Origin of the sequence: Psychrobacter sp. H8-1, from assembly GCF_904846575.1 — a bacterium.
Lineage (GTDB): Bacteria > Pseudomonadota > Gammaproteobacteria > Pseudomonadales > Moraxellaceae > Psychrobacter > Psychrobacter fulvigenes.
In genome coordinates, this window is record NZ_CAJHBG010000001.1 from 62,345 (window position 1) to 87,305 (window position 24,961).

The following is a 24,961-nucleotide window of genomic DNA, read 5'->3' on the forward strand; positions in this document are numbered from 1 at the left end:
ATATAAGAGATAAGATATGGCCCAATCGAACTCAGATGCACACATTCTAGTAAGCATGACATATGCAAGCCGCGCAAATCCAGATGTATCTGCTAAAGATTTCAATGAAATCTTACAGCAAGCACAAAAGAACAATGCTGCTAATGGTATTACTGGTATGCTGGTTTTTAATAAAAATTATTTTTTACAAACTATTGAAGGCCCTAGAGCGCAGATAAATCGTCTATTATACGGTTTGATTGCAGATCAGCGACATCACGATTTACAACTTATTGAAACTCACGAGTTAAAACACAGAGAGTGGGCCAAGTGGTCGATGAACTATGCCTCACCCACAGAAGCGAATGCAGCTATCTATCTTAAGTACTCTACGACTATTGATTTCAATCCGTACTTATTGAGTGCCGAAGCGGCAAGTAACCTGATGCGCGAGCTTAGTGCTCAAAAAGCATAGCTAAAAAATGAGTGATTATATATCCAAGATAACACTACTTTTGATGCAGTCAAAAAACTAGGTACTTGAGTAAAGTGACATCGTTTTAAGAGAATAAAACAACAATAAAAAAGAGAGCCGTTAGGCTCTCTTTTTTTGACTCAGTATGTCTTTATTGCATAAGCAACAAAAATTACTGTGCTGGCTCTTCAACAACTGTATCAGCTTCAGCTACAGCTACGTCAGTTTCGCTAGCTACGTCCATGCTAGTAGTAGCTTCGCCGTCGACAGGAACTTCAGCATCCATTTCGTCAGTAGCAGTAGCAGCTTGTGCATCAGCAATATCAGCTTCAGCAGCTTCTACGGCTTCTACAGCGTCAGCAGTAACAACTTCGCCGTCAGCAGCAGCTTCGTTTAGCTCTTCTTGTGCGTCTTGCACTTCTTCTTGTGCGTCAGATAAGTCTTCAGCAGCGTTTTCGGTGCTGCTGTCACAAGCAACTAAGCCCATAGAAGCAGTCATGATACCAGCAAGAGCAAGTAATTTAAGTTTCATATATATTCTCCAGGAAATGAAATGAGCAGTAGCAGCTCCTGAGGGTTGAGTATTCGAGATATTTCGAAAATCAACTGGTCTCAGTTACAGCTACTCAGCTTGCAGGCATTCTATACGTTTTCTTTTCAAAAGAAAAGGGGTTGTACAATTAAGTAACAATAAAATAGTAAATAAACTTTACTAATACTACTTTGGTATAGGATTTTATACATCTTATGAAGATGTTTTGCGTATAATCAACTAAAACGCTGAGAAGTAGTATCGTATCAAGTAACTCTTTATTCGTCAGCCAATAAAAGTTAGAGATATAATCTCTATTGTCGCTGTCATTTGTGAGACTTTATATCATCATGATAATAAAGGCAAATATAAAAGGCTGCTTAGCTATATAGGTAGTCAATAAATGAAGAAAGTCTAACAACCACTGACAAAAGACATACATGAACGATTAAAGTACAAAGCTTTATCTAGAATGTTAAAAATTAATGAGAATTAATATCATTTTAGTATTTTTGAAGATTGAGCCTGATATATTGTGACTATGATGAGCTGTTAAACCAACAACGATAATTAAAAATACAAACCATATATTTAAGGAATACATTATGAAATGGCGCGGTAGAAGAGGGAGTTCCAACGTACGTACCAGTAGCGGCGGTGGCAAAATGATCGGCGGCGGTATTGGCGGTATTATCATTGCTGGTATTTTATGGTTGGTATTTGGCGTGAACCCAATGACCGCCTTACAAACGGGTCAAGTAGTGGCCGGTGGGGGTAGTAGTACTTCAACTGAGCCTGCGACAGGCGATGACCGTGATACTCAGTTTGTGAAGGTTGTACTCGCTGATACTGAAGAAGTGTGGCATCAAATATTTAATGAGGGTGGACAAACTTATCAAGAGCCATCATTAATCCTCTTTAATGGTCAAGTGACTTCAGCTTGTGGCAGCGCGACGTCTGCAACCGGTCCTTTTTATTGCCCAGGTGACCAGACCGTTTATCTTGATACTTCTTTTTTTGCAGAGATGCGTCAAAATCTTGGTATCGCAGGTGATCAACAAGGATCAGGCGATCAAGAGAACCAAGGCAGAGCTGGAGACTTCGCTCAAGCATATGTCATCTCTCATGAGGTTGGTCATCATGTGCAGACGTTGCTAGGAATTACTCAGCAAGTCAATCAGGCCAGTCGTCAAGTCACTAAAGTACAGGCAAATAAGCTGTCAGTACTTCAGGAGCTACAAGCAGATTGCTTTGCAGGCGTTTGGGCGAATCGTAATCAGCAACGTGTACAGTTTTTGGAGCCTGGTGATATCGATGAAGCAATAAATGCTGCCAGTCAAATCGGTGATGATCGTCTTGCTCAGGCCAGTGGTCGGATGGTGACACCAGATAGTTTTACTCATGGTAGCAGTCAGCAGCGTGTCAGCTGGTTCACTAGAGGCCTTGAGAGTGGCAGTGTTCAATCTTGTGATACCTTTAGTGGAGCACTATAAAGAAGTCTTTTGGTCTTATAATAAACGCTAATCATAAAAAAAGCCTACAATTGAATTGTAGGCCTTTTTTGTGCTCGAATTTAAGCATTATAAGTTCCTAAATTTGAGCACGTTCGATAACAGCCGCTTAATTATTTGTTGCTGTTGTCAAGAATATAAGCACCTGCACCACCAACAGCAGCACCAGCGAGCGCGCCACGTGCGATGTCTTTACTGTCGCCACCACTTCTGATAAGTGCACCAGCAGCAGCGCCTGCAGCAGTACCTTTAGCCGTATTGCTCAAGCCAGTATTATACCCGTATCCACCAGTTGAGTTACAACCAGTCATGATTAGAGCCGAGCTTGCAATAGCAGTCATTGCGATAGTTTTAGCGAATTTCATATTATCACCTATTAAGTCATAAAATTTTATAATAAGATATTTCATTGCCACTGATTTTAAGAAAAGCATTAAATGCTAAACTAAAGGCATTGGCCATGAGTTCAACATAGCATAGATAGACTCTCTCATTCAATTATGAGTAAGTAAATTAAGCCAAGCCACAATGCTGATATCCTATAAATGATGTTAGTTACTAAAGTATGTTTGTACTAAGCTCAAGTTACTAAGCTCAAGTTACTAAGCTCAAGAATAACCTATTAAACCTTGCAAGTCGTAGTAAAAACGCTAATCTTTGCAATACCGTGTAATCGATGTTTCTCTACTATATCATTACCAATCAATTCGTTTATTAATCATTAGTATTCTTGTATTTCTATCAATAGTAAGCTAACACTATTGAGGATTTATTTAAGCAATAAAAAAGACCGCAATCATGCAGTCTTTTTAAAATTTAATAGAACCTTCATAAACGTTTAAATAGCACAGTCTTCATACTCAGATAAAGTTACACGTTTATTCAAAAAGCAGCTGACAGTCTAAGAAAGAGTTCTGCTACTTCAGGCTTATTAATTCTGTGACTTACGTTTCATTTGCTCAAAGAACTCATCATTGGTCTTTGCTTCTTTGAGACGATCGAGTAAGAATTCAGTGGCTTGCGAGCCGTCCATAGGCTGAAGTAGCTTGCGCAGAATCCAGACCTTGCGTAGCTTATCTTCATCTAGCAGGCGTTCTTCACGGCGTGTGCCAGATTTTTTGATGTTAATCGCAGGGAAAACACGTTTTTCAGCCAAATCACGCTCAAGGGTAATCTCTTGGTTACCCGTACCTTTGAACTCTTCAAAGATAACGCTGTCCATTTTACTACCAGTATCAATCAGAGCACTGGCAATAATGGTCAAGCTACCGCCTTCTTCAACGTTACGTGCAGCACCGAAGAAACGTTTTGGGCGCTCAAGGGCGTTGGCATCGAGACCACCCGTCAGCACTTTACCCGATGATGGGATAACAGTGTTGTAAGCGCGAGCTAGACGAGTGATAGAGTCAAGTAAGATAACCACATCTTGCTTGTGCTCGACCAAACGTTTGGCTTTTTCAATGACCATTTCAGCGACTTGTACATGGCGCTGTGGTGGCTCATCAAAGGTAGAGGCGACCACTTCACCGCGTACGGTACGCACCATCTCGGTGACTTCTTCTGGACGCTCGTCAATGAGTAACACGATTAGGTAGCATTCAGGATTGTTACGAGTAATCGACTGCGCGATACTTTGCAACAGGACGGTTTTACCAGCTTTTGGCGGTGCAACAATAATAGAACGCTGGCCTTTACCAATAGGGGCGATCAGATCGATAATACGACCTGTCAAATCCTCAGTGGTACCGTTACCTATCTCAAGCTTAAGCTGCTCAGTTGGGAAGAGTGGCGTTAAGTTCTCAAAAATAAGCTTGTGACGCGAACGATCTGGAGTATCAAAGTTGATTTCGCCTACTTTTAGTAGCGCAAAATAACGCTCGGAATCTTTTGGTGGCCGAATGGTACCAGCGATACTGTCGCCTGTTTTGAGACTAAAGCGTCGAATCTGACTGGGACTGACGTAGATATCGTCAGGACCTGCCAAATATGAGCCTTCAGATGAGCGTAAAAAACCAAAACCGTCCGGTAGCACTTCAAGGACACCGTCGCCATAGATGGCTTCGCCGTTACGGGCATGGGTTTTTAGGATAGCAAAGATGATGTCTTGTTTACGGCTACGCGCCATATTATCAAGACCCATTTCTTTGGCGATAGCCAATAGCTCGGCGATGGATTTTTTCTTTAATTCAGTTAAATTCATAGATAGGTCATTAGCAATTTATCAGGCGAGAGATGCCGTTAGCAGCACAACCCACGACATGGATGAAACAACGATAGTATATCGATAGGATGTGTGCACAGAATTGAGTTATATCTAGCATAGATTTTTATGCATCAGGTTATCATTGGCTGCCCAATATGTTGGCAGGATGACAAAAAGTGAAGATGATAAAGAAGGCTACATAAGAGTCTACGATAAGAACTCAGTATCAGTAATAGTGTTTAGTAGTTTTTTCAAAAATAACAATTGTGTTTTGTGTTGATAAACACTAGGAGAATAGCGACAAGACGCTCAGGAAAACTGTTATGTTTCTCTTGTCAGCAGACTATACGGTTTTCACGCCAGACTTGTCAATAATTATTACGAAAAAAGTGGTATTATTCATTTTTTTATTGATATAACCACAAAAAAGCCATCATCTTGTACAGATAATGGCCAATTTGGTTTTCATAAGCGTTTTTGAGTACTTTTTATTTAGCACTCATAGCCAATGACTTATAGGTGCTTATCAAGCACTTTAGCCAGCTCAGCTTTTGGCTGTAAGCCCATGACTGAATCCACTTTTTCACCGCCTTTGAAAACAAACAGGGTTGGAATGTTGCGAATGCCAAAACGGCTAGCAGCTTGTGGGTTATTATCTACGTCCACTTTGACAATTTTAACTTTGCCTTGGTAGTCGGTGGCCAAATCTTCTAAAATAGGCGCAATGGCTTTACAAGGACCACACCAAGCAGCCCAAAAGTCTACCAAGACAGGTACGTCTGACTGCAACACGTCTTGGTCAAAATTGGCATCGGTAGTATTAACAATAAGGTCTGACATAGTTTTTCTCTCTTGTTGTATTATCTCAGCTACCAGTCGATGATAAACGCATTAATGGAATAAGTTCAAACACTTATTCTGCTAATTGCGTACACATTGGCAGCTAAAGAAAGGTTAAGTATGAATGAAAATATGCCATTATATTAACATGTTTGCCAGACGTTGGTAGCTGCTAGCAGGTTAAATTGCTCAACAATTGATATAAGTACAATAAATCACAACACTCAGTGACAATATCAGTCAATAAGCGTTGCATGGTCTATATTCACGCCTAACGAAAATAAGTACCAATATTAGAATTAGACCCGTAGCGCTTAACTGTTTTTATAGTGAAGCGACTGTGTAGGTTTTTGGATAGAACCTATTGTTTATTCATCATATATAAATCAACATTTAATCCATTACTATAAGTAGCCAATTTTTATGCCTATTACCGATGATGTCGTAATTGAACTAAACCAACAAGAAACCCAGTATCCGATAGAGTTTTTTCAAGCGTTTGCACGAGAGATTACGGTATATGAGGATGATGATATTTGGGTGGTCGATAAGCCTGCAGGACTATTGAGCGTCGATGGCAAAACGCTGAAGGTGAGTCTGCTATCACGACTTGAGCGCGCCAATCCAAGTGTAAAATTGATTCATCGGTTGGATATGGATACCTCTGGGCTGCTGATATTTGCAAAAAACGCTGCCGCGCAAAGCAATATCAGTAAGCAGTTCATTGATCGCTTACCACAAAAGACCTATCAAGCGCGGGTTTTTGGTAAATGGGAAACCATAGGTGCAACGGGCAGGATATCAGTACCAGTGCGTTACGAGCCAACAACCAAGCCGCGCCACATCGTCGACCATGACTGGAAAAAAAACGCCCTCACGCTATATGAGGTGCTTGGCTATGAGGAGTGCAACGGGCAAGCGGTGACACGCATCGCACTCAAGCCGGTCACAGGGCGCAGCCATCAGCTGCGGGTACATATGGTGCATTGCGAGCACGTCATCATTGGAGACCCTATCTATGCTGAGGGCGCTGCATTAGAAATTGCGCCGCGACTGAATTTGCATGCGCAGCAACTGCGACTCAAGCACCCAGTATTAGGTGCTTGGATGGATTGGGAAAGCCCAGTACCTTTTTAATAGATCCTATTAATTGAGTTTGGCCTCTAGTGCTGACTAATGAACTCAGCTACTTGTTTGCTTAAGATTTGCCATAAAGTTTCCTGTGCGCTTTTGCTGCCCCAAGCGTTGTGCGGGCTAAATATCACGCGAGGATGGTGAGCAATACTTAGTAAAGGGTCATTATCAACGATGGGTTCTTGTTCGAATACGTCACTGGCATAGCCAATAATCTGTTCGTTTTTCACAGCATCAGTGAGCGCCTGACTGTCGACGACACCGCCACGGGCAACGTTGACAATCAGCGGTTTTTTAGCCATTTTTGCCAAGGTGTCTTTGTTTATTAGATGCTTGGTATGTTCATTTAACGGGCAATGTAAGCTGAGCACATCTGAGCGGGCGAGTACGTCATCAAATGCCGTATAGTCATCGCTACGCGGCGTGCGCCCTTGATGCTCTGCCCAGAGGACGGTCATGCCAAAGGCACGGGCAATTTCAGTGACGCGTTTGCCAATGGTACCGACACCAATGATGCCTAGGGTTTTATCTTCCAAATCTATCAACGGGATATCAAGTAGACAGAAGTTGCCATCATCCTGCCAGGTGCCGTCGATGGCTTTATTATGATAGTGCAGTCCTGCACGCATGGCGCTGAGCATAAGCATAAAGGTATGTTCGGGCACGCTTTTCACCGCATAGCCGGCGACATTATAGAGAGTAACGCCATGCTTATCACAAGCGTCTTGATCGACGTTATCCATACCAGTCGCTGTTAATTGAATCAACTTGAGGTTAGGCAGGCGACTGATGACATCAGCAGAGATCTTCACCTTATTGGCAATGATGATCTCAGCATCTTTACTACGCTCTATAATGAGTTCTGGATCTGAGGCGGTGTCATCATAGGTAATGTAATCACTTATTCCTGTTGGTGCTGGCAAATCTATGCCATCAGAAAACGTCCCTTTATCTAAAAAAACTGCTTGCATGTCCGCTCCTTGTTTATACATCACTATTGGCCAGATATTTCATCATTTATACAAAGTGTTTCTTATACTGATGTTTTTAATACTGGTTGTATGGCTGTTTATGTGGCTTGTTTTTTGTATGGTCTGTACAAGCATTCAATGTAGCATGCTTTGCTCAAAAACAAAAAAGCAGGCTGAGCATTGGGATATGCTCTTGAAAATGCAACTTACTGCACGCATCTAGCAGGTTACGTTATATAATGCTGCACCTGACTGGCTGAGTCAGATAAAAGCTTAGCCAGAACTACTTATAAGTACCTATTAAATAAGCATCTGCTAAAACATGGTGCCCGCTTTATATGGTAATGGTTGATGCTGATCTTTTTGGATCAATGCAGTCGCTGTTACCAACTATTTTCTTATCATCTGAGTACAAAAGACATCGCCCTATGACTATCTCTGCCGCTTCATTGCACAGTACCGAATTCGCCGTTGGCCAACGTTATTTATCTGATACTGAATCCGAGCTTGGATTGGGTGTGGTCATCGATGTCGATGACCGCTGTGTGCACATCTTGTTCCCGCAAAGCGAAGAGACACGCGTATATGCAAAAAACTCTGCACCGCTATCACGGGTAGTATTTAAGGTTGGCGATAGTATCAGTGACCAACAAGGCAATGATTATATTGTCACTGCTGTCGATGAGGTGATGGGCGTACTCAAATACAGTGTCGATGAGCACGAAAAAGGCATCATGGAAACCCGGCTTGCAGCAAATATCACCTTGGCAAAACCGCTTGAGCGTCTATTAGCAGGACGTATAGAGCGCGGCGATTGGTATGAGCTGCGTCAAGATATTTTGCGTATGCAATCAGCGCTGGCGGGTCACCCACTCAAAGGCTTGATGGGCGCGCGCGTTGATATCATTGAGCATCAGCTTTATATTGCGCACGAAGTCGGCAAGCGTATTGCACCGCGTGTGTTGCTCGCCGATGAGGTGGGTCTGGGTAAGACCATTGAAGCTGGCCTGATTATCCACCAGCAGCTACTCACTGGTAAGGCTGAGCGTGTCCTCATATTGGTGCCTGACAGCTTGCAATATCAGTGGATGATTGAGCTGCGTCGCCGTTTTAATCTTAACTTTGCGTTATTTGATTTGGTACGTACCGCTGCTATTAAAGAACATGATCCTGAGCAAAATGTGTTTTTGACTGAGCAGTGCATCATTGCGGGAATGGACTTGCTGCTTGATCACCATGACCTTTATGAGCAGGCAATAGATGCTGGCTTTGATTTGCTCGTCGTCGATGAAGCGCATCACTTGCACTGGGATCAAGAGATGGGCGGCAATGAGAAATATGATTTGGTCGCCGATTTTGCAGAAGAGACGCCTGGCGTTATGCTACTGACGGCAACTCCAGAGCAGTTGGGTGCGCAAAGCCACTTTGCTCGTCTGCGCCTGCTTGATGCCGATCGTTTTGATGACTTAGATGAGTTTATCGTAGGTCAAGATGCGTTCGCTAAAACCGCCGCCGTGGCAGGGGTATTGATAGAAGACAAGCCCTTAAGTGCTGGCCAGATTACGGCTTTGACTCATCTGTTGGACGTAGATGCTGATGAGCTGGCTACCATTAATGAAGATGACAAGCTGCGTACTTATGCGCTCAATGAGCTACTAGATCGTCATGGTACTGGACGGATACTGTTTCGTAATACCCGCGAGAGTGTCAAAGGGTTTTATGGCCGTAGCAGTAGGCCACATCCTTTGCCGCTACCTGAGGCGTGGCAAGACAGCTATCAAACCAACGGCAAACTGCGTGAGCAGCTGTGGGGTGAAGAAAATCAGCCCGACGGTGGCTGGCTAGAAGATGACCCACGTGTGCCATGGTTGATTGATATCTTAAAAGGTGAGCTAAAACACGAAAAAGTACTGCTCATTGCCCGTAGTGGCGCGACCGTAGAAAGTTTGGAAGCAGTATTGCGCTTACATGCTGGTATCAAAACCGCTATCTTTACTGAGCAAATGGCGTTACTGGAACGTGACCAAGCGGCGGCATTCTTTGCCGATAGCGAAGGAGCGCAGATACTACTGTGCTCTGAGATTGGCTCTGAAGGGCGCAACTTCCAGTTTGCAAACCAGCTTATCTTATGGGATTTACCTGCCAATCCAGATATCTTAGAGCAGCGCATTGGTCGCCTTGATCGTATCGGGCAGACCAAGCAAATCACCTTGCATGTGCCTTATGTTCAAGGCACGGCGCAAGAGCGCATGTATCATTGGTATGACAGCGCACTCAATATGTTTAACCAAATATCGCCAACCGCTCAAAGTGTGCAAGAGCAATATATCCAAACGCTCAAACCCTTACTTGAAGGCGCAGATACCGCTGACAATCATGTGCTTTTACAAGATTTAATCGTAGAAGCCAAGCAATTAAGACTGGCATTGGAAGCACAGCTACAAGCGGGACGAGATCGCCTGCTAGAATATAACTCTTGTCGTCCTCGTGTCGCTGGTCGTATTGCCAACGCGATGCACGAGTTTGACAGTCATAATCTACTGCCGCAGTTCATTGAGCGTTTCTTTGCCTCGGCCAATATAGATCACAGTATCCAACGTGATGGCTCATGGGTGATTGCCCCAGTCGATAGCACAGAGATTAGTGAGTATATCGAAGGGTTGCCACTTGGTGAAGAAGACGGCATGACACTGACGTTTGAGCGTGAACAAGCGCTACAGCGTGAAGACATTGATTTTATCACTCATGAACACCCATTGATGCGTGCGATTTATGAGCTGGCGACCAATACTACCTTTGGTAATACCACGGTTGCGATGCTTAAGAGTGCTGCTATGCCGCAAGGGATGGTGATGCTAGAAGTCAATTTCCGCGTGGAAGTCATTGCTCCGAAAGTATTGAATTTGCCAGCGACTTTACCTGCCCAAACGATTCGGGTTTTTATTAGTGAGCAAGGCAGCGATCTGTCCGCACGCATTAGCAGTGAGATGATCCTGCCTCATATCGAGCGCTTAGATAAAAACCGTGCGCGGCAAGTCGTGAAAGTGCGCGGTGATGTGATAGAGCAGCGTTACTATGAAGCCGAAGAGATTGCACGCGCGCAGCTTGCTGACATTGGTGCGCAAGCAAACGAGCGCTTCAGTCAGCAGTGGTCTCGTGAAATCAAGCGTCTCAAACACCTGCAGACCATTAACCCTAATGTACGCCCTGCAGAAATTGAGCGTTTAGAGCAGCTGCAAGAGCAAGGTGAACAGGCGTTAGCCAACTTATCATTAGTACCAGACTCCATCCGTGTGTTGGTATCGGTTAAACCGTAGCCGTAATAAATGAGAGTAAAGGAAAGGTGCTAAACAGCGCCTCTCTTTTTGATGGACAGCGCTGGAATTACTTAAAAGTAAAGTCATTGCTCAAAAAAGTGCTGCCTAAGCGGTCAGGCTAAAGTGTGTGCGTATGCTGTCAGCAACTGGTCAAAGCCATAAATATTGGGTAAGATGTTTGCCGTTTTATGTGATTATGAATCTGAGTAAAGCTGACTGCTACTGAGCGTACTGAGTCATACATCTTTGTTGAGTGCTGCATACGCCTTATATTTAGCTGAATGTAAGACTGTTATGGATTTAAACGCGCTACTGGTATAAATTTTACTTGCGTGCTGCGTACCCAGAGGCTGCGCAAAATTCATCCCAGTAGCGCTATGACATTTTTAGAGTGTATCGATTATATTAATAATAAACACCAGATATTGGCTCATAAGTATGTCGTATCACCAAAATAACGCTCATCTATAACCATAAAAAAACATAGTCATTGAAAAAATAGGAGACTTACCGTCATGTCTAATTATTTACAACTTATTGATGAGCTCCTTGCTACCGTATCATTGATAGAAGTAAGTCCCGATGTGTTTGAAGGCAAAAGCCATGACTATGTCGGTGCTCGTATTTTTGGTGGACAAGTGCTTGCGCAAGCAATCATGGCAGCTGCTCGTACACTGGATGAAGACAAGCCCTGCCATTCGTTGCACGGGTATTTTTTGCGCGGTGGTGATATCGATCAGCCAGTCATCTATCAAGTGCGGCGCCTGCGGGATGGTCGCAGCTTGTCAGCGCGTGAAGTGACGGCCATTCAATATAAGCAAGTAAAAGGTAAGCCGCCCGTTGAGCAAGTGATATTTTCAATGATCTCTTCATTTTCAGCGATGGAGGAGGGCTTGGAATATCAAGAAGACATGCCTGTGTATCCACCGCCAGAAGATCTGCCGACCGAGCAAGACTTAAAAGAAGAATACGTAGGCAAGATACCTGATGCGCTTAAGGCACGTTTTATGCGTCGTCGTCACGTAGAGATTAAGCCTGTTAAGCCGCGCGACCCCATCAATCCAGAGCCGATGAAACCCAAGCAAGCCAACTGGCTGCGTATTCGCGAGCTTGGCGCACAGCCTGTCGCTATTCAGCAAGCACTATTGGCATTCTCATCTGATTTTTATTTGGTCGGTACAGGGCTGATGTCACACGGAGTTAGCTTTATGACTAAGGGTCTACAAGCGGCAAGTATTGATCATTCGATGCATTTTCATCGCCCGTTTGATCTAAATGATTGGCTATTGTATGACATGTGGAGCGATACGACCTCCAATGCGATGGGACTTAATCATGGTCAGTTTTGGCAGGATGGCAAGCTAGTGGCAACTGTACAGCAAGAAGGTTTGATGCGTTTGCGGGTGCCTAAGTCTTAACCCTATTATTAATTAGCCTTTAACCCTCTATAATTTTGCCCATCGCGCGTGGTAAGCCTAAACTGTCCTCAGCTTGCTGCGTGGTGAGCCATCTAAACTCTATTTCAGCAGCACCTAGCTTATCGTTTAATTCAGTTATCTGTGTCGTACTAATAGATAGCTTGTATGGCGTCAAATACCAATGAAAATGCGTCAACGTATGCTTAATTGGTGCATCGTCAAGCAAAGTATTGTTCATTGATTCTGCGATTATCTTATTTTCTTCTAGCCATTCATTGATAATCTGCTCAGCGGTGGTAAATTCTGTCTCATATACTTTTTCGTTGCTGCGCACATTTAACGACTTATCTTTTGTGCTGTTTTGTCCCTTACCCGTTTTGCCATCAACTCTCTCTACAAACTGCAATGGCAGACTCCATAGCCCACCCCAAATACCGTTATCAGGGCGTTGAAGCCATAGAAGTTCATCCTCAGTATTTTGAATCAATAATGCATGGCTAAACTTACTGGGTTTGGGCGGCTTTTTTGCTTTGACTGGATACTCAGTTTCGCGCCCCTCAGCATGTGCCAAGCAGTCGTCTTGTAGCGGGCATAACAGGCAGGCAGGCTTGCTACGTGTGCATAAAGTTGCGCCCATATCCATCATGGCTTGCGCAAATAATCCTGAACTCTCTCTAGGGGTCAGACGCTTCGCTAATGCCCACAGCTCTTTAGTCGTGGCAGATTTGGTAATATCACCGTCAATCGCCGCCCAACGCGTCAGCACCCTTTTGACATTACCATCACAGATGACGCCATAACGATGCAGCCCCATCGCCATAATTGCGCCAGCGGTAGACGGGCCAACGCCAGATATCGACTCCCAACCTGCTAGGGTTTGCGGAAAGTCGCCAGTCTTATCAATTATCTCGACCAATTGCTTCGCGCCTTTATGCAAATTCCGCGCGCGCGCATAATAGCCCAAACCCGCCCAATGCTCCGCCACTGTATCCCACTCTGCTGCGGCTAAATCTTGCACCGTTGGAAAGGTGTCCATAAAACGCGCAAAGTAGGGCAGTACAGTCGTTACTTGCGTTTGCTGGAGCATGACTTCTGATAACCAAACGACATAAGGATTGGGTGTGTCGGTCTGATGCTGTTGCCAAGGTAAGTCATGGCGACCGTTAATTTCGAACCAGTCGAGTAGGCGGGGGGCGAAGGTGTTTAAAGATGATTCAGGTTGAGAGAATAAAGTAGACAAGCGTATTCCTTGTAAATCAAAATAGCATTTTTAAAAATATATGATTAAGGTGGTTTATGGGGTGTAATGAGAGTTGATGCAAGGATGTAATGAGTCCTTATCGGTGCGCTGGGCGCACCCTACATAAGCTCAAAAAAAGATACAGATTGATATTATAAGTATGAATTGTAGTTATCTCCGCCAAACGTAGTCTGCGCGGATTGCCTTTAGGGAGATAGATTTGAATGGTCTTAGCAGATGGAGTCATAGTAGCCTTTATGAGTAATAAAGTTGGTCTAAACTTTGAATATTAAAAATTTTTAATTACGCAAGCTATGTAGTAACTCTACTTCCGATTCTTCCTTGCACGCTTTTTACGTAAACGCTTTTCTTCTAGTTTAGCTTCTTTTTTCGCTTCCGCTTGTGCGCGTATTTCCTCTACCAATAACAGCTCCTCTTCACGCATTTTTGGTGTCTCTAAAGTAATGCGACCCAGTGTGCCACTGCGCAGCTCATTGACCAAAATCTCAGACATACGGTAAGTGTCAACGACGCCGCCTTTTTTTAACAATCCTCGATTGCGTCCCGCAACGTCAAAAAACTCCCAATCAGTTTTTGGTAAATCTTCGACCTTATAACGCTCTTTGAGCAGCTCAGGATATGCCTGAATCAAATATTCAGCGGTGTAGCCGGCCACATCATCAAAGTCAAAAGCCGTATCTTTGATACCGCCCGTGGCTGCTAAGCGGTAGCCTGAATTGGGGTTTTCAATTTTTGGCCAGAGCATGCCAGGTGTATCATAGAGCATGATGTCATCATCGATTTTGATGAGCTGCTGCGACTTGGTAACGGCAGGTTCATCGCCCGTTTTGGCGATGCTGCGTCCAGCCAGACTGTTGATCAGCGTCGATTTACCAACGTTTGGTATGCCCATGATCAGCACTTTAATTTGCCTGCCCGTGCCTACTTTATTAGGCATTAATTGTTTACATATCTGCACGATACGTTTGACTTCGCTGGATTTATTGTCGTCGCAGGCAATGGCTTTGACTTGATCCTGACTTTCTAAATACTCAATCCACGCTTGCGTTTGATGGGGGTCGGCAAGGTCTGCTTTATTTAATATTTTAATGACAGGTTTTTGTCCACGTAGCGCTGCCACCATCGGGTTTTCGCTACTGTATGGAATGCGCGCATCGATGACCTCGATGACCACATCCATCTCTGGCATGATCTCTTTGATCTCGTTGCGGGCTTTGTTCATGTGTCCAGGGAACCATTGGATACTAACATTACTCATTGATCTAACAACCTTTTTTAATAATATGTCAAAAGCAAGATGGTGATTTCATACTTTTGTGATGGCGTTAAGTTTACTACAGAAACAAAGTCATCAGGCTAGAATTTCCATTCATTCTATTCTTTAACAAAAGCTAAAATTGACAAAAACTAAAAAAGCCGCTTAATATCATTAAGCGGCTCTCATGGTTTATCGTAAGGCTATTTAGCTTGTTTTATACATGGCCTTATAAAACGCAGTTATAAAAACTACGCTAAATGAGTCTTCATAAAGTCCATCATTTTATCCCAGCTTTGCTTGGCAGCGGCTTCGTTGTAGCCCAAATCCACATCGTTTTTGGCAGCGCGCTCATCCGCATTAGGGTTGGTAAAGCCGTGCTTGGCATTGTCATACACATCAACAGTGTAATCGACGCCAGCGTTTTCCATCTCTTTTTTGAAGTCCTCTACTGCATCCATAGATACCATTGAATCATCACGTCCGTGGGCAAACAAGACTTTTGCGGTAAAGTTTTTGTCCGCAGGCTGTTTGGGTGTCGGGTTACCGTGGAAGCTGGTAACTGCTTTTAATGGCATGCCAACGCGGGCCATATCAAGCACGATTTTGCCACCGAAGCAAAAGCCAATTGCGCCCAGATTGTCTTTATCAACCGCTAATTGATCACTAAAGTCGTTAAGAATCAAACGGCAGCGTTCCATCAGCATGTCTTGATCTTCAAGTACTTGCGTCATCCACATATTAGCCATGGCAGCATCTGCTGTTAGCTTACCTTCGCCGTAGACATCCATTGCTATCGCAGCATAGCCTGCCTTTGCTAAACGCTCAGTCACTGATTTTGGGTAATCTACTACTCCCCACCACTCTGGTGCAACCATGATACCAGCGACTGGGTTGTCTGCCGAAGCATCTTCGGGTAGCGCAATATAACTGATTAGCTCAACGCCGTTTTCTGTCGTACTAATAAGCTCGTAAGTCTTAATTGACATATTATTTCCCTTTTATAGTTTGAGTTTTATTTATTTATATTTTTGTGTCTTCAATGTGCAGACTCGTATTACCATAACGCCCATCAGCAATAAAAACAGCTATAATACTGTAACTCTCTCTATCAAAATGTCTCTATATTAAAGAGCTACTGCAATTTTATGACTATAAATTTGTTAAATAACAATGAAGCTAACTCAAATTCTGATTCAGACTCTCAATCAAAGTTTGATGCAAATGTTAACACGGATCCATCTGTGACTTTGTTTCCTGAGTCTGATAAGAGTGCTGATACCAGTACTAAAATGGCTGATTCACTGCGGCCACAGTTTTGGGAGCGCTTTGCGTTGGCAGAACTCAATCATAGCGAATGGGAAGCGTTATGCGATGGCTGTGGCAGCTGCTGCCTCATTAAGTATATCGACGAAGATGAGCAGGGCAATGTGGACGAGGAGTTGGTCGAATATACGGATGTCACTTGCAAGCTGATGGACTGTGCTACAGGCTACTGTAGACATTACGAATCACGCCAAGAGTATGTACCAGACTGTATCCAGCTGACGATGGAAAATTTACCTGACATGATGTGGCTGCCCGCGCACTGTGCTTACAAGCGCTTGTATAAAGGCCAGTCATTGCCTGCATGGCATCTATTATTGACCAAAGATGCAGTAGCCACGCAGCAGCAAATGCGCGCGGCCAACGTTGGGGTAGCAGGGCGCTGCGTCTCAGAGACAGGTATGTCTGATGAAGAAATGGAGATGCGCGTGGTGACTTGGGTGACGCCTTAGTCGCCCTAGTCAGCGATTTTGTTAGCATCAGTAAGCATCGGAATGGGAAGGTCTTGACGAATTTGAGTAGAAAACTCACTGCTATTAGCACTTGCGTCTACATTGGACTGGTTATCAAAACCCCTAACTTTTGGATTAATATGCGCACGCTCATACCAAGTGTCCATTGACCAAGGTTGCGCCTCTTCTTTTGGCGCTTTTGGCAACATACCTATCTCGTATAGATAGTTGGGCAACCAGCCCGACGCCCAAATCCGATAGTCCCATGGCAACCTCTCACCACTGATGATACGTGCCATATAAAAGATAATATTGGTACAGTTACTGGTCAAGGTGTTGTACCAAGCAGGCTCGGCATTTAGCTCATCAGCTACCGTCAGATAAGACTCAAATAACGATTTTACTTCAGACTGCTTTAAGTTGCTGACAGGGAATAGGTATACCTGCTCACCGCGTGCATTGCTGCGAGTGTAGATAATGTCACGCTCTTCAGCAGCGATCAGGCTCAGCTCATAACGCTTAAACAGTCCGCCCAGCGATGAAAATGATTCTCCATTTTCTTTACGAATCTCAAGTGAAAAAGACAGCGGACGCTCATCTTCAAAGCGAAAGCTCACTAAAGTATGAGCAATCAGTGGTCCCATCCAGTATGAGTTGATGATATCGACGCCAGAGAGCTTGGACATATCCACCGTACGCGTCTCCCAACGTTCGGTGGCATCCTCGCTAGTGTGCCAATCAAAGTTACGTATATTGGTAAAGGTGATTAAGTCAGGGTTATTTGCATCCCGCTCATAAGAGAGTCTTTGACTGACTTCAGGTTGCCAATCACGGTCTTGCTGCGGAGAGAGGGAGACGAACCAGCCAGCACCGATGAGCCAGATAGCAGCATAAAGTCCTGCTAGCCATTTGCTACTCATATGGTGATTGATAACGGTCTTCGCGACTGACTTTGGAAGTACTTTGTGAATCAGCTTTGGCCAATAACGATTACTGAGTAACGCTGTGAGCGAGCCGATGATGAAAATCGTTGCCAGCCATGTCATAGGTGACGTCGCGCCAAGCTGGTACCAGACTGCCATCAACAGCCACAGTGCTGACAATATCAAGGCAATGATTAATAAAAACTGCACAATATGATGCCGCCAACTTCTTGGTCGACGTGCGTCGTTACTCGTACTGGCTGACCCGCTATGATCGGCTTTACGAGACGACAAGAACTTGGAGAAAAAATTGCGTAGCGACATAGAGGTAATTTGAATAAATAAAGGCTTTGACCATAGCAAAGTTTATAACACACTGACAATACAATATTGGATAATTTTGTCGTTGAATGTCTTGTAGGCTTACGATAAAGTGGAGCTAATCTACGCTGGTCTATTATTATCTAATAATTGATTGGTTGGTTTTTTTATCATTTTTTATCCCCATCTATCGTTTTCATTGCTATTAACTAAAGAGGTTAAATCACATCAACATGTCTGACGACACTCCCAGCCCGAGTAGTTGGTCGATGCGCGGCTTAAAACGCTGGCTATCGACCGCCCCCGAAACCCGTGACGAATTGATTCGCTTGGTACAAGACTCGCGTCAGTTCTTAGAGCCTGACACCGTGGATATGTTAGAGGGTGTGCTCGATTTGCCCGCCACCCAAGTGCGTGAGATTATGACGCCGCGCCCGCAAGTTATTGGCCTACATGAAAGCACCAGTCTCAAAGAGGTGATGGATATCATCCTTGATACGACGCATTCGCGCTATCCAGTATTTGATAGCCAAGATGATGATGCGGTGATTGGTATCTTATTGGCAAAGGATTTGATTCCTATCTTGGTGCATATGGTGCGCGATCAAGAAGATAGGATAGATAGCAAACGTCTAAAAGACTTGGTGCGTCAGCCGCTATATATTAGTGAGACTGCACGCTCTGATACATTACTGCGCTCCTTGCAGCGCACGCAAGTTCATATGGCAATTGTGATTGATGAGTTTGGTAACTTTGCTGGCGTGGTCACTATGGAAGATCTGCTAGAAGAAATCGTCGGTGATATCGTCGATGAGCATGATGACTTTGATGAAGACAGTGATATCAATAATATCGTTGCCCATCCAGAAAAGCCTAATACTTGGCGAGTCCAAGCGTCTACGGTCATTGAAGACTGTAATGACGAGCTAGGCAGCCAGTTTGATGATACTGATGTCGATACGATGGGTGGACTTGTCATGCAGGCGCTTGGTTATGTCGGTGACTTAGAAGGAGAAAGCGTACAAATTGATGACTGGCAGATTAAGGTCATTGATGTAGAAGGGCGCTTTATTCAAAACCTAGAACTGACCAAGACCACTGGCGAGCAACAACTACTGATAGGTAGTCATTGATTTATTGATTACATTGAACATGCAAACACGGCTTCGGTCGTGTTTTTGCTTTTTAGATTTGACGTTAGTATTACCCTTGGAATGAATGCCATCAGCTACGCAAATTTACCCATTCATGAGTACAGACTGGTATCATGGGCGGGTTTAATTTTTAGAGGCTGAAATCGTTGTTTGTTAGGCGGCCTCGGATTGAATTTTGCTTGGGGACTGTTCCGCACACCCCAAAGAATTAATGTTTTGGACAATGATATTTTGGATACCTTGCTATGCGCCTGACTACTGTTGATTTACAAAAGCGTCTAAACCCTGATAGCTCTAAGCGCATGCCGCTTGGACTGACTATCGTGATCGCTTTATTTGCAGGTGCGATGTTTTTATTTGCCCTTGCGCCTTATGGTATCTGGCCAATAGCGCTACTATCGCCCGCTATTTTGTATGCTTTGCTATTGCCAGAGATGACTGGTAAGCGTGCGTTTTTTATCGGTCATGCTTATGGCACAGGGCTGTTCTGCGTGGGCGCATTTTGGCTGTATACCTCTATTCATGTCTATGGTAATACTCCAGTATGGCTAGCGCTGATTATGATTGCGCTGATGGGTCTGGGAATGGGATTGTTTCATGGTTTTTTAGCCTTGATATTCAATCGTATGCTCGGTCGTCAGCCATTGTCATTTGCAGCGTTATGGATACTACAAGAATGGATGAAAACCTGGCTATTTACAGGCTTTCCTTGGTTATTCGTCGGTTATGCGTTTACTGAACAGTATTGGTTGTCATCGCTTGCACCGATAGCTGGCGTGTTTGCTGTTTCTTTCGTCGCGGTATTGCTAGCGGCAAGTATCGTAGAGCTACTGCGTCGCCGCGGTGGCTATATGATTGTTTCGATAGCCCTATTGGTGATTAGCACGTCGTTGTGGCTATTGAATCCACAATGGACCAAGCCCAAAGGCACACCCAACTTATCGGTATCCTTGATACAAGGTAATATCCCGCAAGATCTCAAGTGGCTGACAGAGTTTCAAGTAGAAACGCTCAATATTTACGCCACGTTGACCAGTACAGAGTGGGGGCGTGACATCGTGCTGTGGCCTGAGTCATCGATTCCAATGTTTCAGACTGAAGCGTGGGGATTTATCAATGAAATGGTAAAAATAGCGAATGAAACGAATACTACTTGGGTGACTGGTATTCCTTATAAAGATGAAGCGGCTTTTGATCCCAGTACCGATAAGTACCCCCCGTTTTATAACAGTGTCATTGCCCTAGGAGCAGAGGCAGAAGGTCTGTATAAAAAACAACGTCTAGTGCCTTTTGGCGAGTATATTCCGTTCGAAGGTTTGTTGGATATCTTACCTGATTTGGCAGGTAGTCAAGACATCATGAGCTATAGCCGCGGGAGTGAGCAGCAGTCACCACTACAGGTGCGCGGGCATAGCTTGGGGTCAGCAGTTTGTTATGAGGTAGCATATCCTGATACCACTCGGAAAAACGCGATTGGTACGGACTTTTTATTAACCATCTCAAACGATGCTTGGTTTGGCACCTCAGCAGGTCCGTTGCAACACTTGCAAATGGTGCAGATGCGTGCATTAGAGAATGGGCGCTGGTTTATGCGTGCCACGAATACTGGTGTAACCGCTATCATTGATCACAAAGGCCGCATTGTAGAGCGCGCCCCGCAGTTTGAGCGTACCGTATTACGTGGTGAGGTTCAGGCTCGGGTCGGTAACACGCCCTTTATGCGCTTTGGGCATTACCCAGTTTTATTTGTCATAACGCTATTGTTGTTATTGAGCTACCTAGGCAAGCGTGCAACCAATCGTGCTAATCTGGGCAAGTGAGAGGGTAATCATCATTGCCTTACTAATGGTACTTAATAATAATTCCTTTAAATAGTTAAGGGTTTTAACAAATCGGTATAAATTGCGATATAATAGGCTAAAATTTTAAATATTTTGCGCAAGGTGGATAAGGTATGTCAGCAGATATCAGAAGTAATAGTCCAAAAAAAGAGTTTTTGTATGCTTTAGGCGGTGTTGCCCTGTTTTTGACGATCGTCTTAATCGTCGGTATCTCAGCCTTTTTGCGTCCAGCTGGTCAGCATATAACAGTTGAAAATACTGAAGTAACAACGGTAGTCGATGAAGCGGAAGTTGTGGCGACAGAAGACGCTCCGGTAGCTGCAGAAGAAACCGAAGATGCTACAGCCTCTGTTACTGACGCAGCAGAAACTCCAGCTGCCGACGCAGCAGCTGCAGCGCCAGTGGCTACGGATGGAGCTAATGACACCGTCGATCAAGCAGCGGTTGCCGACGCTGATCTGACTGCAGAGCAAGCGGATGGAGATTTGGAAGCAGGTGATGTTGAAATGGAAAACACCGAGCAGTAGTCTATTGCTGTAGTACGATCATACAGCCGGTCATACAGACAGCTACATAGCTACCGTTTTTATAAGCTTGATAAGCTTTTACCATCAGCAGTATTAACCTTAGATTTAAACGCAAATTTTAATTTAAAATCATCGTCATACCCATGAATATAAGTAGGTGACCTATGGCCGACTCAAGCCAAAATAACCCAAAAAAAGAATTGCTCTATGCCTTGGCAGGTGTGGGCATTTTTTTAGCCATCGTACTGCTAATTGGTATTTCGGCTTTCTTGCGTCCAGCGGGTGAGCATATGGAAGTGGCGGTGGATGAGGACGCTGCTGAAGTGGTAGAGACTGAAGTCACTGCTGCAGCCAGTGCTGAAAAAACTGTGGCAGAGCCTATTGTTAGTGTCCGTGATGAGCCTATTGAGCCTATCCCGGTAGTCGCTATCACTGAACCTAAAAAAGTTGAGCTGGGTAATATGCTGTGGTTCGATACGCGCTTATCCAAATCTGGTGGCCTATCTTGCAACAGTTGTCATGATCTTGCCAAAGGTGGTACAGATAACATACCTACTTCAATTGGGCATGGATGGGCAGAAGGGCCTATCAACTCACCAACCGTTCTCAACAGCCGCTTTTTCTTGGCGCAATTTTGGGATGGCCGTGCTAAAGACCTAATGGAGCAAGCAGGCGGCCCAATCGAGAACCCGATTGAAATGGCATCAAGCCATGAGCATGTGGTCAAGGTACTTAATTCTATTCCAGAGTACAAAGCACGATTTAATGAAGCATTCGGTACCGATGGTGATATTACTATCGATCAAATCACCAGTGCTATTGCTATATTTGAAGATACTTTAGTAACGCCCAACTCACGCTTTGATCAGTGGCTTGGTGGCGATGATGACGCCATCACGGCGCAAGAGCTAAATGGCTATAAAGTCTTTAAAGAAAGTGGCTGTGTTGTTTGTCACAGTGGTATAGCACTCGGTGGTAGCTCGTTCCAGAAGTTTGGGGTGTTTGAAAAATATACCACGCAAAATTTATCTGAAGGACGCTATGCGGTCACTGGTAAAGAAGCAGATAAGTATGTGTTTAAAGTACCAACCCTGCGTAATATCGAGCTGACCTATCCGTACTTCCATGACGGTCAAGTAAACTCACTGGCTGAAGCGGTCAATATCATGGGTAAAATACAGCTTAACCGTGAATATACCGAAGAGGAAACGACAGATATAGTGGCTTTCTTAAAGACGCTTACCGGTGATCAGCCAGTCATTAACTATCCTACATTACCACCATCGAATGAGAACACGCCATTACCTGAGCCGTTTGAAAAGACCACGTCTTAATTGACTGGTTGCTGAAACAGGGCAGTTGATCGCCATACTATATTTATCTAAAAGCACCTATTTATAAATAGGTGCTTTTTTTTGTCAGTTTTTTATCAATGTATTTACAGTTGTTAGGTCAGTCATATCTCTGTTATTAATATATAGCTACTCACCAAACATTCAGTAGAAAAAGCCGTCTAAGCGTTATCCTCGCTAAATGACAATTAGCATGGTCTGTTCAATTAATGAACATATCTATTCTTTACTTGTGAATAATCTAATGAAACAATAACGCAAATATATGACCGTCCGTCATAATAATAAAGGGTTTGGTCATTATTGTTATCGTATACCTCAAGGAATAATGTTATGAGCAGAGAATCAGGTTCTGAGGTCAGTACTGCTGAATTAGAGTCGCTAGACAATGGCTTTATGGGGCACCCAAAACCGCTGCGCCCGCTATTTTTTACTGAGATGTGGGAGCGGTTTTCTTATTATAGTATTCGCCCGCTATTAGTACTATTCATGGTGGCGACAGTAGGCAGCGGTGGTTTTGGTTTTGATGAAGTCACCGCATCTGCTATCTATGGTATCTTTGCTGGTTCGTTATATTTAGCAGCGGTACCAGGGGGCTGGCTAGCTGATAACTGGCTTGGTCAAGAGCGTGCTCTGTGGTGGGGTAGTATTATTATCGCCCTTGGGCATTTGTGTATTGCGCTCTCCGCTATGTTTGGCATGACGCTATTTTTTGTCGGTCTCATGTGCATTGTTTTGGGCTCAGGGCTGTTTAAAACCTGTATCTCCGTAATGGTTGGTGCGTTGTATGAAGAGGGTGATGTGCGCCGTGATAGCGGCTTTACCTTGTTTTATATGGGCATCAATATCGGCGCGTTATTAGCCGCGCTTATCGTTGGAGTGTTCAAAGAACAAGGCATGTGGCACGTCGGCTTTGGTGTTGGTGGTCTGGGTATGTTGGTCTCATTGCTCATCTATCGTTTTTCTGCTCAAAAGACACTGACCCATTACGCGCAAGCAAAGGGCATCACTCCTGAGTGGGAGCGCTCAAATGACCGTTACAGAAACGTAGGCCGCTGGGTCGCAGGATTCCTAGCCTTGTTAGTGGCAGTCGTCGTTTTAGTCTCTGCAGGGATCATGCCGTTTCAGCCTGAAATGGTAGCAGAGTATATGACCTACATCATCGCAGCCGTGGTGATACTCTACTTTGTTATTATGTTTATTTCACCCAGACTTGATAAGACTGATAAGCTGCGTTTGTTGATTTGCTTTATTTTAATTATCGGCTCGACGCTGTTTTGGTCAAGCTTTGAGCAGCAGCCGACTTCTTTTAACTTGTTTGCTGATCGTTATACAGATTTGAACGTTTTAGGGTTTGAGATACCAAGTATTTGGTTTCAATCACTCAACCCTCTATTCATCTTATTGCTAGCGCCAATCATTAGTATTATCTGGGTTAAGCTTGGCAACAGAGGCATTGAGCCTAGCAGTATGGCAAAATTTGCTCTCGGTATGCTGCTTGCCGCCGCAGGCTTTGGCTTGATGATTGTGGCGTCCAAGAGTATCTTGACCAATGATACTGGTCTCGCGTCACCGTTGTGGTTGGTGGGTAGTTTGCTGCTACTGACACTTGGTGAGTTGGCACTTAGTCCTGTAGGTCTATCATCGATGACTAAGCTTGCCCCAAAAGGCATGCAAGGACAGATGATGGGGCTGTTCTTTGCTTCTTTAGCCATGGGTAACCTTGTTGCCGCATTCTTCGGTGGTAATGTCTCAGCAGATAAAATCGAAGGATTGCCAACACTCTTTACGACGATGGCAGTCTTTTTGGTGGTGACAGCCGTTGTATTGTTGTTATTGGCGAAACCTATCAATAAAATGCTTGAAAAAAGCGAGCACGCTGATAAAGCGAGCTAATGAATAGAGGCTTAACGACGCTTTTAAAAATATAGTACGAGTAAAAGGCAAATGATGAGACGTGTTACCATGACTGGTAGCACGTTTTATGATTGTAATTAGTGAGATGTTTCTTCTAGGCCATTGAAAGCGTACTTTCTGCCCAAACATCTAATGATGTTCTGTTTTCAATTTAATTGATTTACATTCAAATAATCATCGTTCAGTGAACGCTTAACAATTTACCCGCTCGCATAAGACGGCTATCCATAGTCGCCTCACAGCAGTAACTTT

The 24,961-nt window shown here is 44.1% G+C and carries 20 protein-coding genes; 11 read left to right on the forward strand and 9 right to left on the reverse strand.

Annotated features, from left to right (window positions below):
- Window positions 1–16: 16 nt before the first annotated feature.
- On the forward strand, window positions 17–454 hold the full coding sequence (locus tag JMY01_RS00315; protein ID WP_201573284.1) for a BLUF domain-containing protein: 438 nt from the start codon (window positions 17–19) through the stop codon (window positions 452–454).
- A 172-nt stretch (window positions 455–626) separates the two neighbouring features.
- Here JMY01_RS00315 and JMY01_RS00320 read toward each other — a convergent pair whose 3' ends face one another.
- On the reverse strand, window positions 627–986 hold the full coding sequence (locus JMY01_RS00320) for a hypothetical protein (RefSeq protein ID WP_201573286.1): 360 nt from the start codon (window positions 984–986) through the stop codon (window positions 627–629).
- Between the two features lie 605 nt (window positions 987–1,591).
- On the opposite strand from JMY01_RS00320, the gene JMY01_RS00325 reads away from it, so the two are divergent.
- Window positions 1,592–2,479 carry a neutral zinc metallopeptidase gene (locus JMY01_RS00325; RefSeq protein WP_201573288.1) on the forward strand — a complete coding sequence of 296 codons (888 nt, stop codon included), beginning with the start codon at window positions 1,592–1,594 and terminating at the stop codon, window positions 2,477–2,479.
- Window positions 2,480–2,610: 131 nt separating this feature from the next.
- On the opposite strand, the gene JMY01_RS00330 is transcribed toward JMY01_RS00325, so the two are convergent.
- The 3 genes from JMY01_RS00330 to trxA form a co-directional block, all read right to left on the reverse strand.
- The gene (locus JMY01_RS00330) at window positions 2,611–2,862 is read right to left on the reverse strand and encodes a hypothetical protein (protein ID WP_201573290.1); all 252 of its coding nucleotides are present in this window, start codon (window positions 2,860–2,862) and stop codon (window positions 2,611–2,613) included.
- A 566-nt stretch (window positions 2,863–3,428) separates the two neighbouring features.
- Window positions 3,429–4,697, reverse strand: a complete 1,269-nt coding sequence (gene rho / locus JMY01_RS00335; RefSeq protein ID WP_201573292.1) for a transcription termination factor Rho — start codon at window positions 4,695–4,697, stop codon at window positions 3,429–3,431.
- Between the two features lie 516 nt (window positions 4,698–5,213).
- Window positions 5,214–5,540 carry a thioredoxin gene (trxA, locus tag JMY01_RS00340; protein WP_201573294.1) on the reverse strand — a complete coding sequence of 109 codons (327 nt, stop codon included), beginning with the start codon at window positions 5,538–5,540 and terminating at the stop codon, window positions 5,214–5,216.
- 423 nt (window positions 5,541–5,963) lie between these two features.
- Between trxA and JMY01_RS00345 the strand changes: the two genes are divergently transcribed.
- The gene (locus JMY01_RS00345; protein ID WP_201573296.1) at window positions 5,964–6,677 is read left to right on the forward strand and encodes an RluA family pseudouridine synthase; all 714 of its coding nucleotides are present in this window, start codon (window positions 5,964–5,966) and stop codon (window positions 6,675–6,677) included.
- Window positions 6,678–6,703: 26 nt separating this feature from the next.
- Here JMY01_RS00345 and JMY01_RS00350 read toward each other — a convergent pair whose 3' ends face one another.
- A complete protein-coding gene (locus tag JMY01_RS00350) occupies window positions 6,704–7,645 on the reverse strand; it encodes a D-2-hydroxyacid dehydrogenase (protein ID WP_201573298.1) in 942 nt (313 codons plus the stop codon).
- A gap of 428 nt (window positions 7,646–8,073) precedes the next feature.
- Here JMY01_RS00350 and rapA point away from each other — a divergent pair, with 428 nt between their 5' ends.
- Together rapA and JMY01_RS00360 are read left to right on the forward strand one after the other, a co-directional pair.
- Window positions 8,074–10,962 carry an RNA polymerase-associated protein RapA gene (rapA, locus tag JMY01_RS00355; protein WP_201573300.1) on the forward strand — a complete coding sequence of 963 codons (2,889 nt, stop codon included), beginning with the start codon at window positions 8,074–8,076 and terminating at the stop codon, window positions 10,960–10,962.
- Window positions 10,963–11,477: 515 nt separating this feature from the next.
- Window positions 11,478–12,380 (forward strand): acyl-CoA thioesterase II, encoded by a 903-nt coding sequence (locus JMY01_RS00360; RefSeq protein WP_201573302.1) that lies wholly within the window; start codon window positions 11,478–11,480, stop codon window positions 12,378–12,380.
- Window positions 12,381–12,399: 19 nt separating this feature from the next.
- On the opposite strand, the gene mutY is transcribed toward JMY01_RS00360, so the two are convergent.
- The 3 genes from mutY to JMY01_RS00375 form a co-directional block, all read right to left on the reverse strand.
- Complete coding sequence (gene mutY, locus JMY01_RS00365) at window positions 12,400–13,620, reverse strand: A/G-specific adenine glycosylase (protein WP_201573311.1); 1,221 nt, start codon at window positions 13,618–13,620, stop codon at window positions 12,400–12,402.
- Between the two features lie 325 nt (window positions 13,621–13,945).
- On the reverse strand, window positions 13,946–14,899 hold the full coding sequence (gene ylqF, locus JMY01_RS00370) for a ribosome biogenesis GTPase YlqF (RefSeq protein ID WP_201573313.1): 954 nt from the start codon (window positions 14,897–14,899) through the stop codon (window positions 13,946–13,948).
- 248 nt (window positions 14,900–15,147) lie between these two features.
- Complete coding sequence (locus JMY01_RS00375; protein ID WP_201573315.1) at window positions 15,148–15,885, reverse strand: dienelactone hydrolase family protein; 738 nt, start codon at window positions 15,883–15,885, stop codon at window positions 15,148–15,150.
- A gap of 303 nt (window positions 15,886–16,188) precedes the next feature.
- On the opposite strand from JMY01_RS00375, the gene JMY01_RS00380 reads away from it, so the two are divergent.
- Window positions 16,189–16,674, forward strand: coding sequence for a YcgN family cysteine cluster protein (locus JMY01_RS00380; protein WP_201576966.1), 486 nt, complete (start codon window positions 16,189–16,191; stop codon window positions 16,672–16,674).
- 5 nt (window positions 16,675–16,679) lie between these two features.
- On the opposite strand, the gene JMY01_RS00385 is transcribed toward JMY01_RS00380, so the two are convergent.
- Window positions 16,680–17,921: a DUF4105 domain-containing protein gene (locus JMY01_RS00385; protein ID WP_201573317.1), complete on the reverse strand. Its 1,242-nt coding sequence runs from the start codon at window positions 17,919–17,921 to the stop codon at window positions 16,680–16,682.
- 230 nt (window positions 17,922–18,151) lie between these two features.
- On the opposite strand from JMY01_RS00385, the gene JMY01_RS00390 reads away from it, so the two are divergent.
- From JMY01_RS00390 to JMY01_RS00410, 5 genes are all read left to right on the forward strand, one after another.
- Entirely contained in the window at window positions 18,152–19,051 is a 900-nt protein-coding gene (locus JMY01_RS00390) for a CBS domain-containing protein (protein WP_201573326.1), read from the forward strand.
- A gap of 266 nt (window positions 19,052–19,317) precedes the next feature.
- Window positions 19,318–20,892, forward strand: a complete 1,575-nt coding sequence (lnt, locus tag JMY01_RS00395; protein WP_201573328.1) for an apolipoprotein N-acyltransferase — start codon at window positions 19,318–19,320, stop codon at window positions 20,890–20,892.
- 134 nt (window positions 20,893–21,026) lie between these two features.
- The gene (locus JMY01_RS00400) at window positions 21,027–21,440 is read left to right on the forward strand and encodes a hypothetical protein (RefSeq protein ID WP_201573330.1); all 414 of its coding nucleotides are present in this window, start codon (window positions 21,027–21,029) and stop codon (window positions 21,438–21,440) included.
- A 164-nt stretch (window positions 21,441–21,604) separates the two neighbouring features.
- The gene (locus JMY01_RS00405) at window positions 21,605–22,774 is read left to right on the forward strand and encodes a cytochrome-c peroxidase (protein ID WP_201573332.1); all 1,170 of its coding nucleotides are present in this window, start codon (window positions 21,605–21,607) and stop codon (window positions 22,772–22,774) included.
- Between the two features lie 351 nt (window positions 22,775–23,125).
- The gene (locus JMY01_RS00410) at window positions 23,126–24,688 is read left to right on the forward strand and encodes a peptide MFS transporter (RefSeq protein WP_201573334.1); all 1,563 of its coding nucleotides are present in this window, start codon (window positions 23,126–23,128) and stop codon (window positions 24,686–24,688) included.
- Window positions 24,689–24,961 lie beyond the last annotated feature (273 nt).

Bases quoted from the DNA above. Each gene is read 5' to 3' on its own strand.
- trxA (WP_201573294.1), bottom strand. From the start codon at position 5,540: ATGTCAGACCTTATTGTTAATACTACCGATGCCAATTTTGACCAAGAC.
- JMY01_RS00380 (WP_201576966.1), top strand. From the start codon at position 16,189: ATGGCTGATTCACTGCGGCCACAGTTTTGGGAGCGCTTTGCGTTGGCA.
- JMY01_RS00320 (WP_201573286.1), bottom strand. From the start codon at position 986: ATGAAACTTAAATTACTTGCTCTTGCTGGTATCATGACTGCTTCTATG.
- JMY01_RS00330 (WP_201573290.1), bottom strand. From the start codon at position 2,862: ATGAAATTCGCTAAAACTATCGCAATGACTGCTATTGCAAGCTCGGCT.
- JMY01_RS00345 (WP_201573296.1), top strand. From the start codon at position 5,964: ATGCCTATTACCGATGATGTCGTAATTGAACTAAACCAACAAGAAACC.
- JMY01_RS00385 (WP_201573317.1), bottom strand. From the start codon at position 17,921: ATGTCGCTACGCAATTTTTTCTCCAAGTTCTTGTCGTCTCGTAAAGCC.
- JMY01_RS00405 (WP_201573332.1), top strand. From the start codon at position 21,605: ATGGCCGACTCAAGCCAAAATAACCCAAAAAAAGAATTGCTCTATGCC.
- JMY01_RS00390 (WP_201573326.1), top strand. From the start codon at position 18,152: ATGTCTGACGACACTCCCAGCCCGAGTAGTTGGTCGATGCGCGGCTTA.
- rapA (WP_201573300.1), top strand. From the start codon at position 8,074: ATGACTATCTCTGCCGCTTCATTGCACAGTACCGAATTCGCCGTTGGC.
- JMY01_RS00410 (WP_201573334.1), top strand. From the start codon at position 23,126: ATGAGCAGAGAATCAGGTTCTGAGGTCAGTACTGCTGAATTAGAGTCG.
- JMY01_RS00375 (WP_201573315.1), bottom strand. From the start codon at position 15,885: ATGTCAATTAAGACTTACGAGCTTATTAGTACGACAGAAAACGGCGTT.
- JMY01_RS00400 (WP_201573330.1), top strand. From the start codon at position 21,027: ATGTCAGCAGATATCAGAAGTAATAGTCCAAAAAAAGAGTTTTTGTAT.
- JMY01_RS00360 (WP_201573302.1), top strand. From the start codon at position 11,478: ATGTCTAATTATTTACAACTTATTGATGAGCTCCTTGCTACCGTATCA.
- JMY01_RS00315 (WP_201573284.1), top strand. From the start codon at position 17: ATGGCCCAATCGAACTCAGATGCACACATTCTAGTAAGCATGACATAT.
- JMY01_RS00350 (WP_201573298.1), bottom strand. From the start codon at position 7,645: ATGCAAGCAGTTTTTTTAGATAAAGGGACGTTTTCTGATGGCATAGAT.
- JMY01_RS00325 (WP_201573288.1), top strand. From the start codon at position 1,592: ATGAAATGGCGCGGTAGAAGAGGGAGTTCCAACGTACGTACCAGTAGC.
- ylqF (WP_201573313.1), bottom strand. From the start codon at position 14,899: ATGAGTAATGTTAGTATCCAATGGTTCCCTGGACACATGAACAAAGCC.
- rho (WP_201573292.1), bottom strand. From the start codon at position 4,697: ATGAATTTAACTGAATTAAAGAAAAAATCCATCGCCGAGCTATTGGCT.
- lnt (WP_201573328.1), top strand. From the start codon at position 19,318: ATGCGCCTGACTACTGTTGATTTACAAAAGCGTCTAAACCCTGATAGC.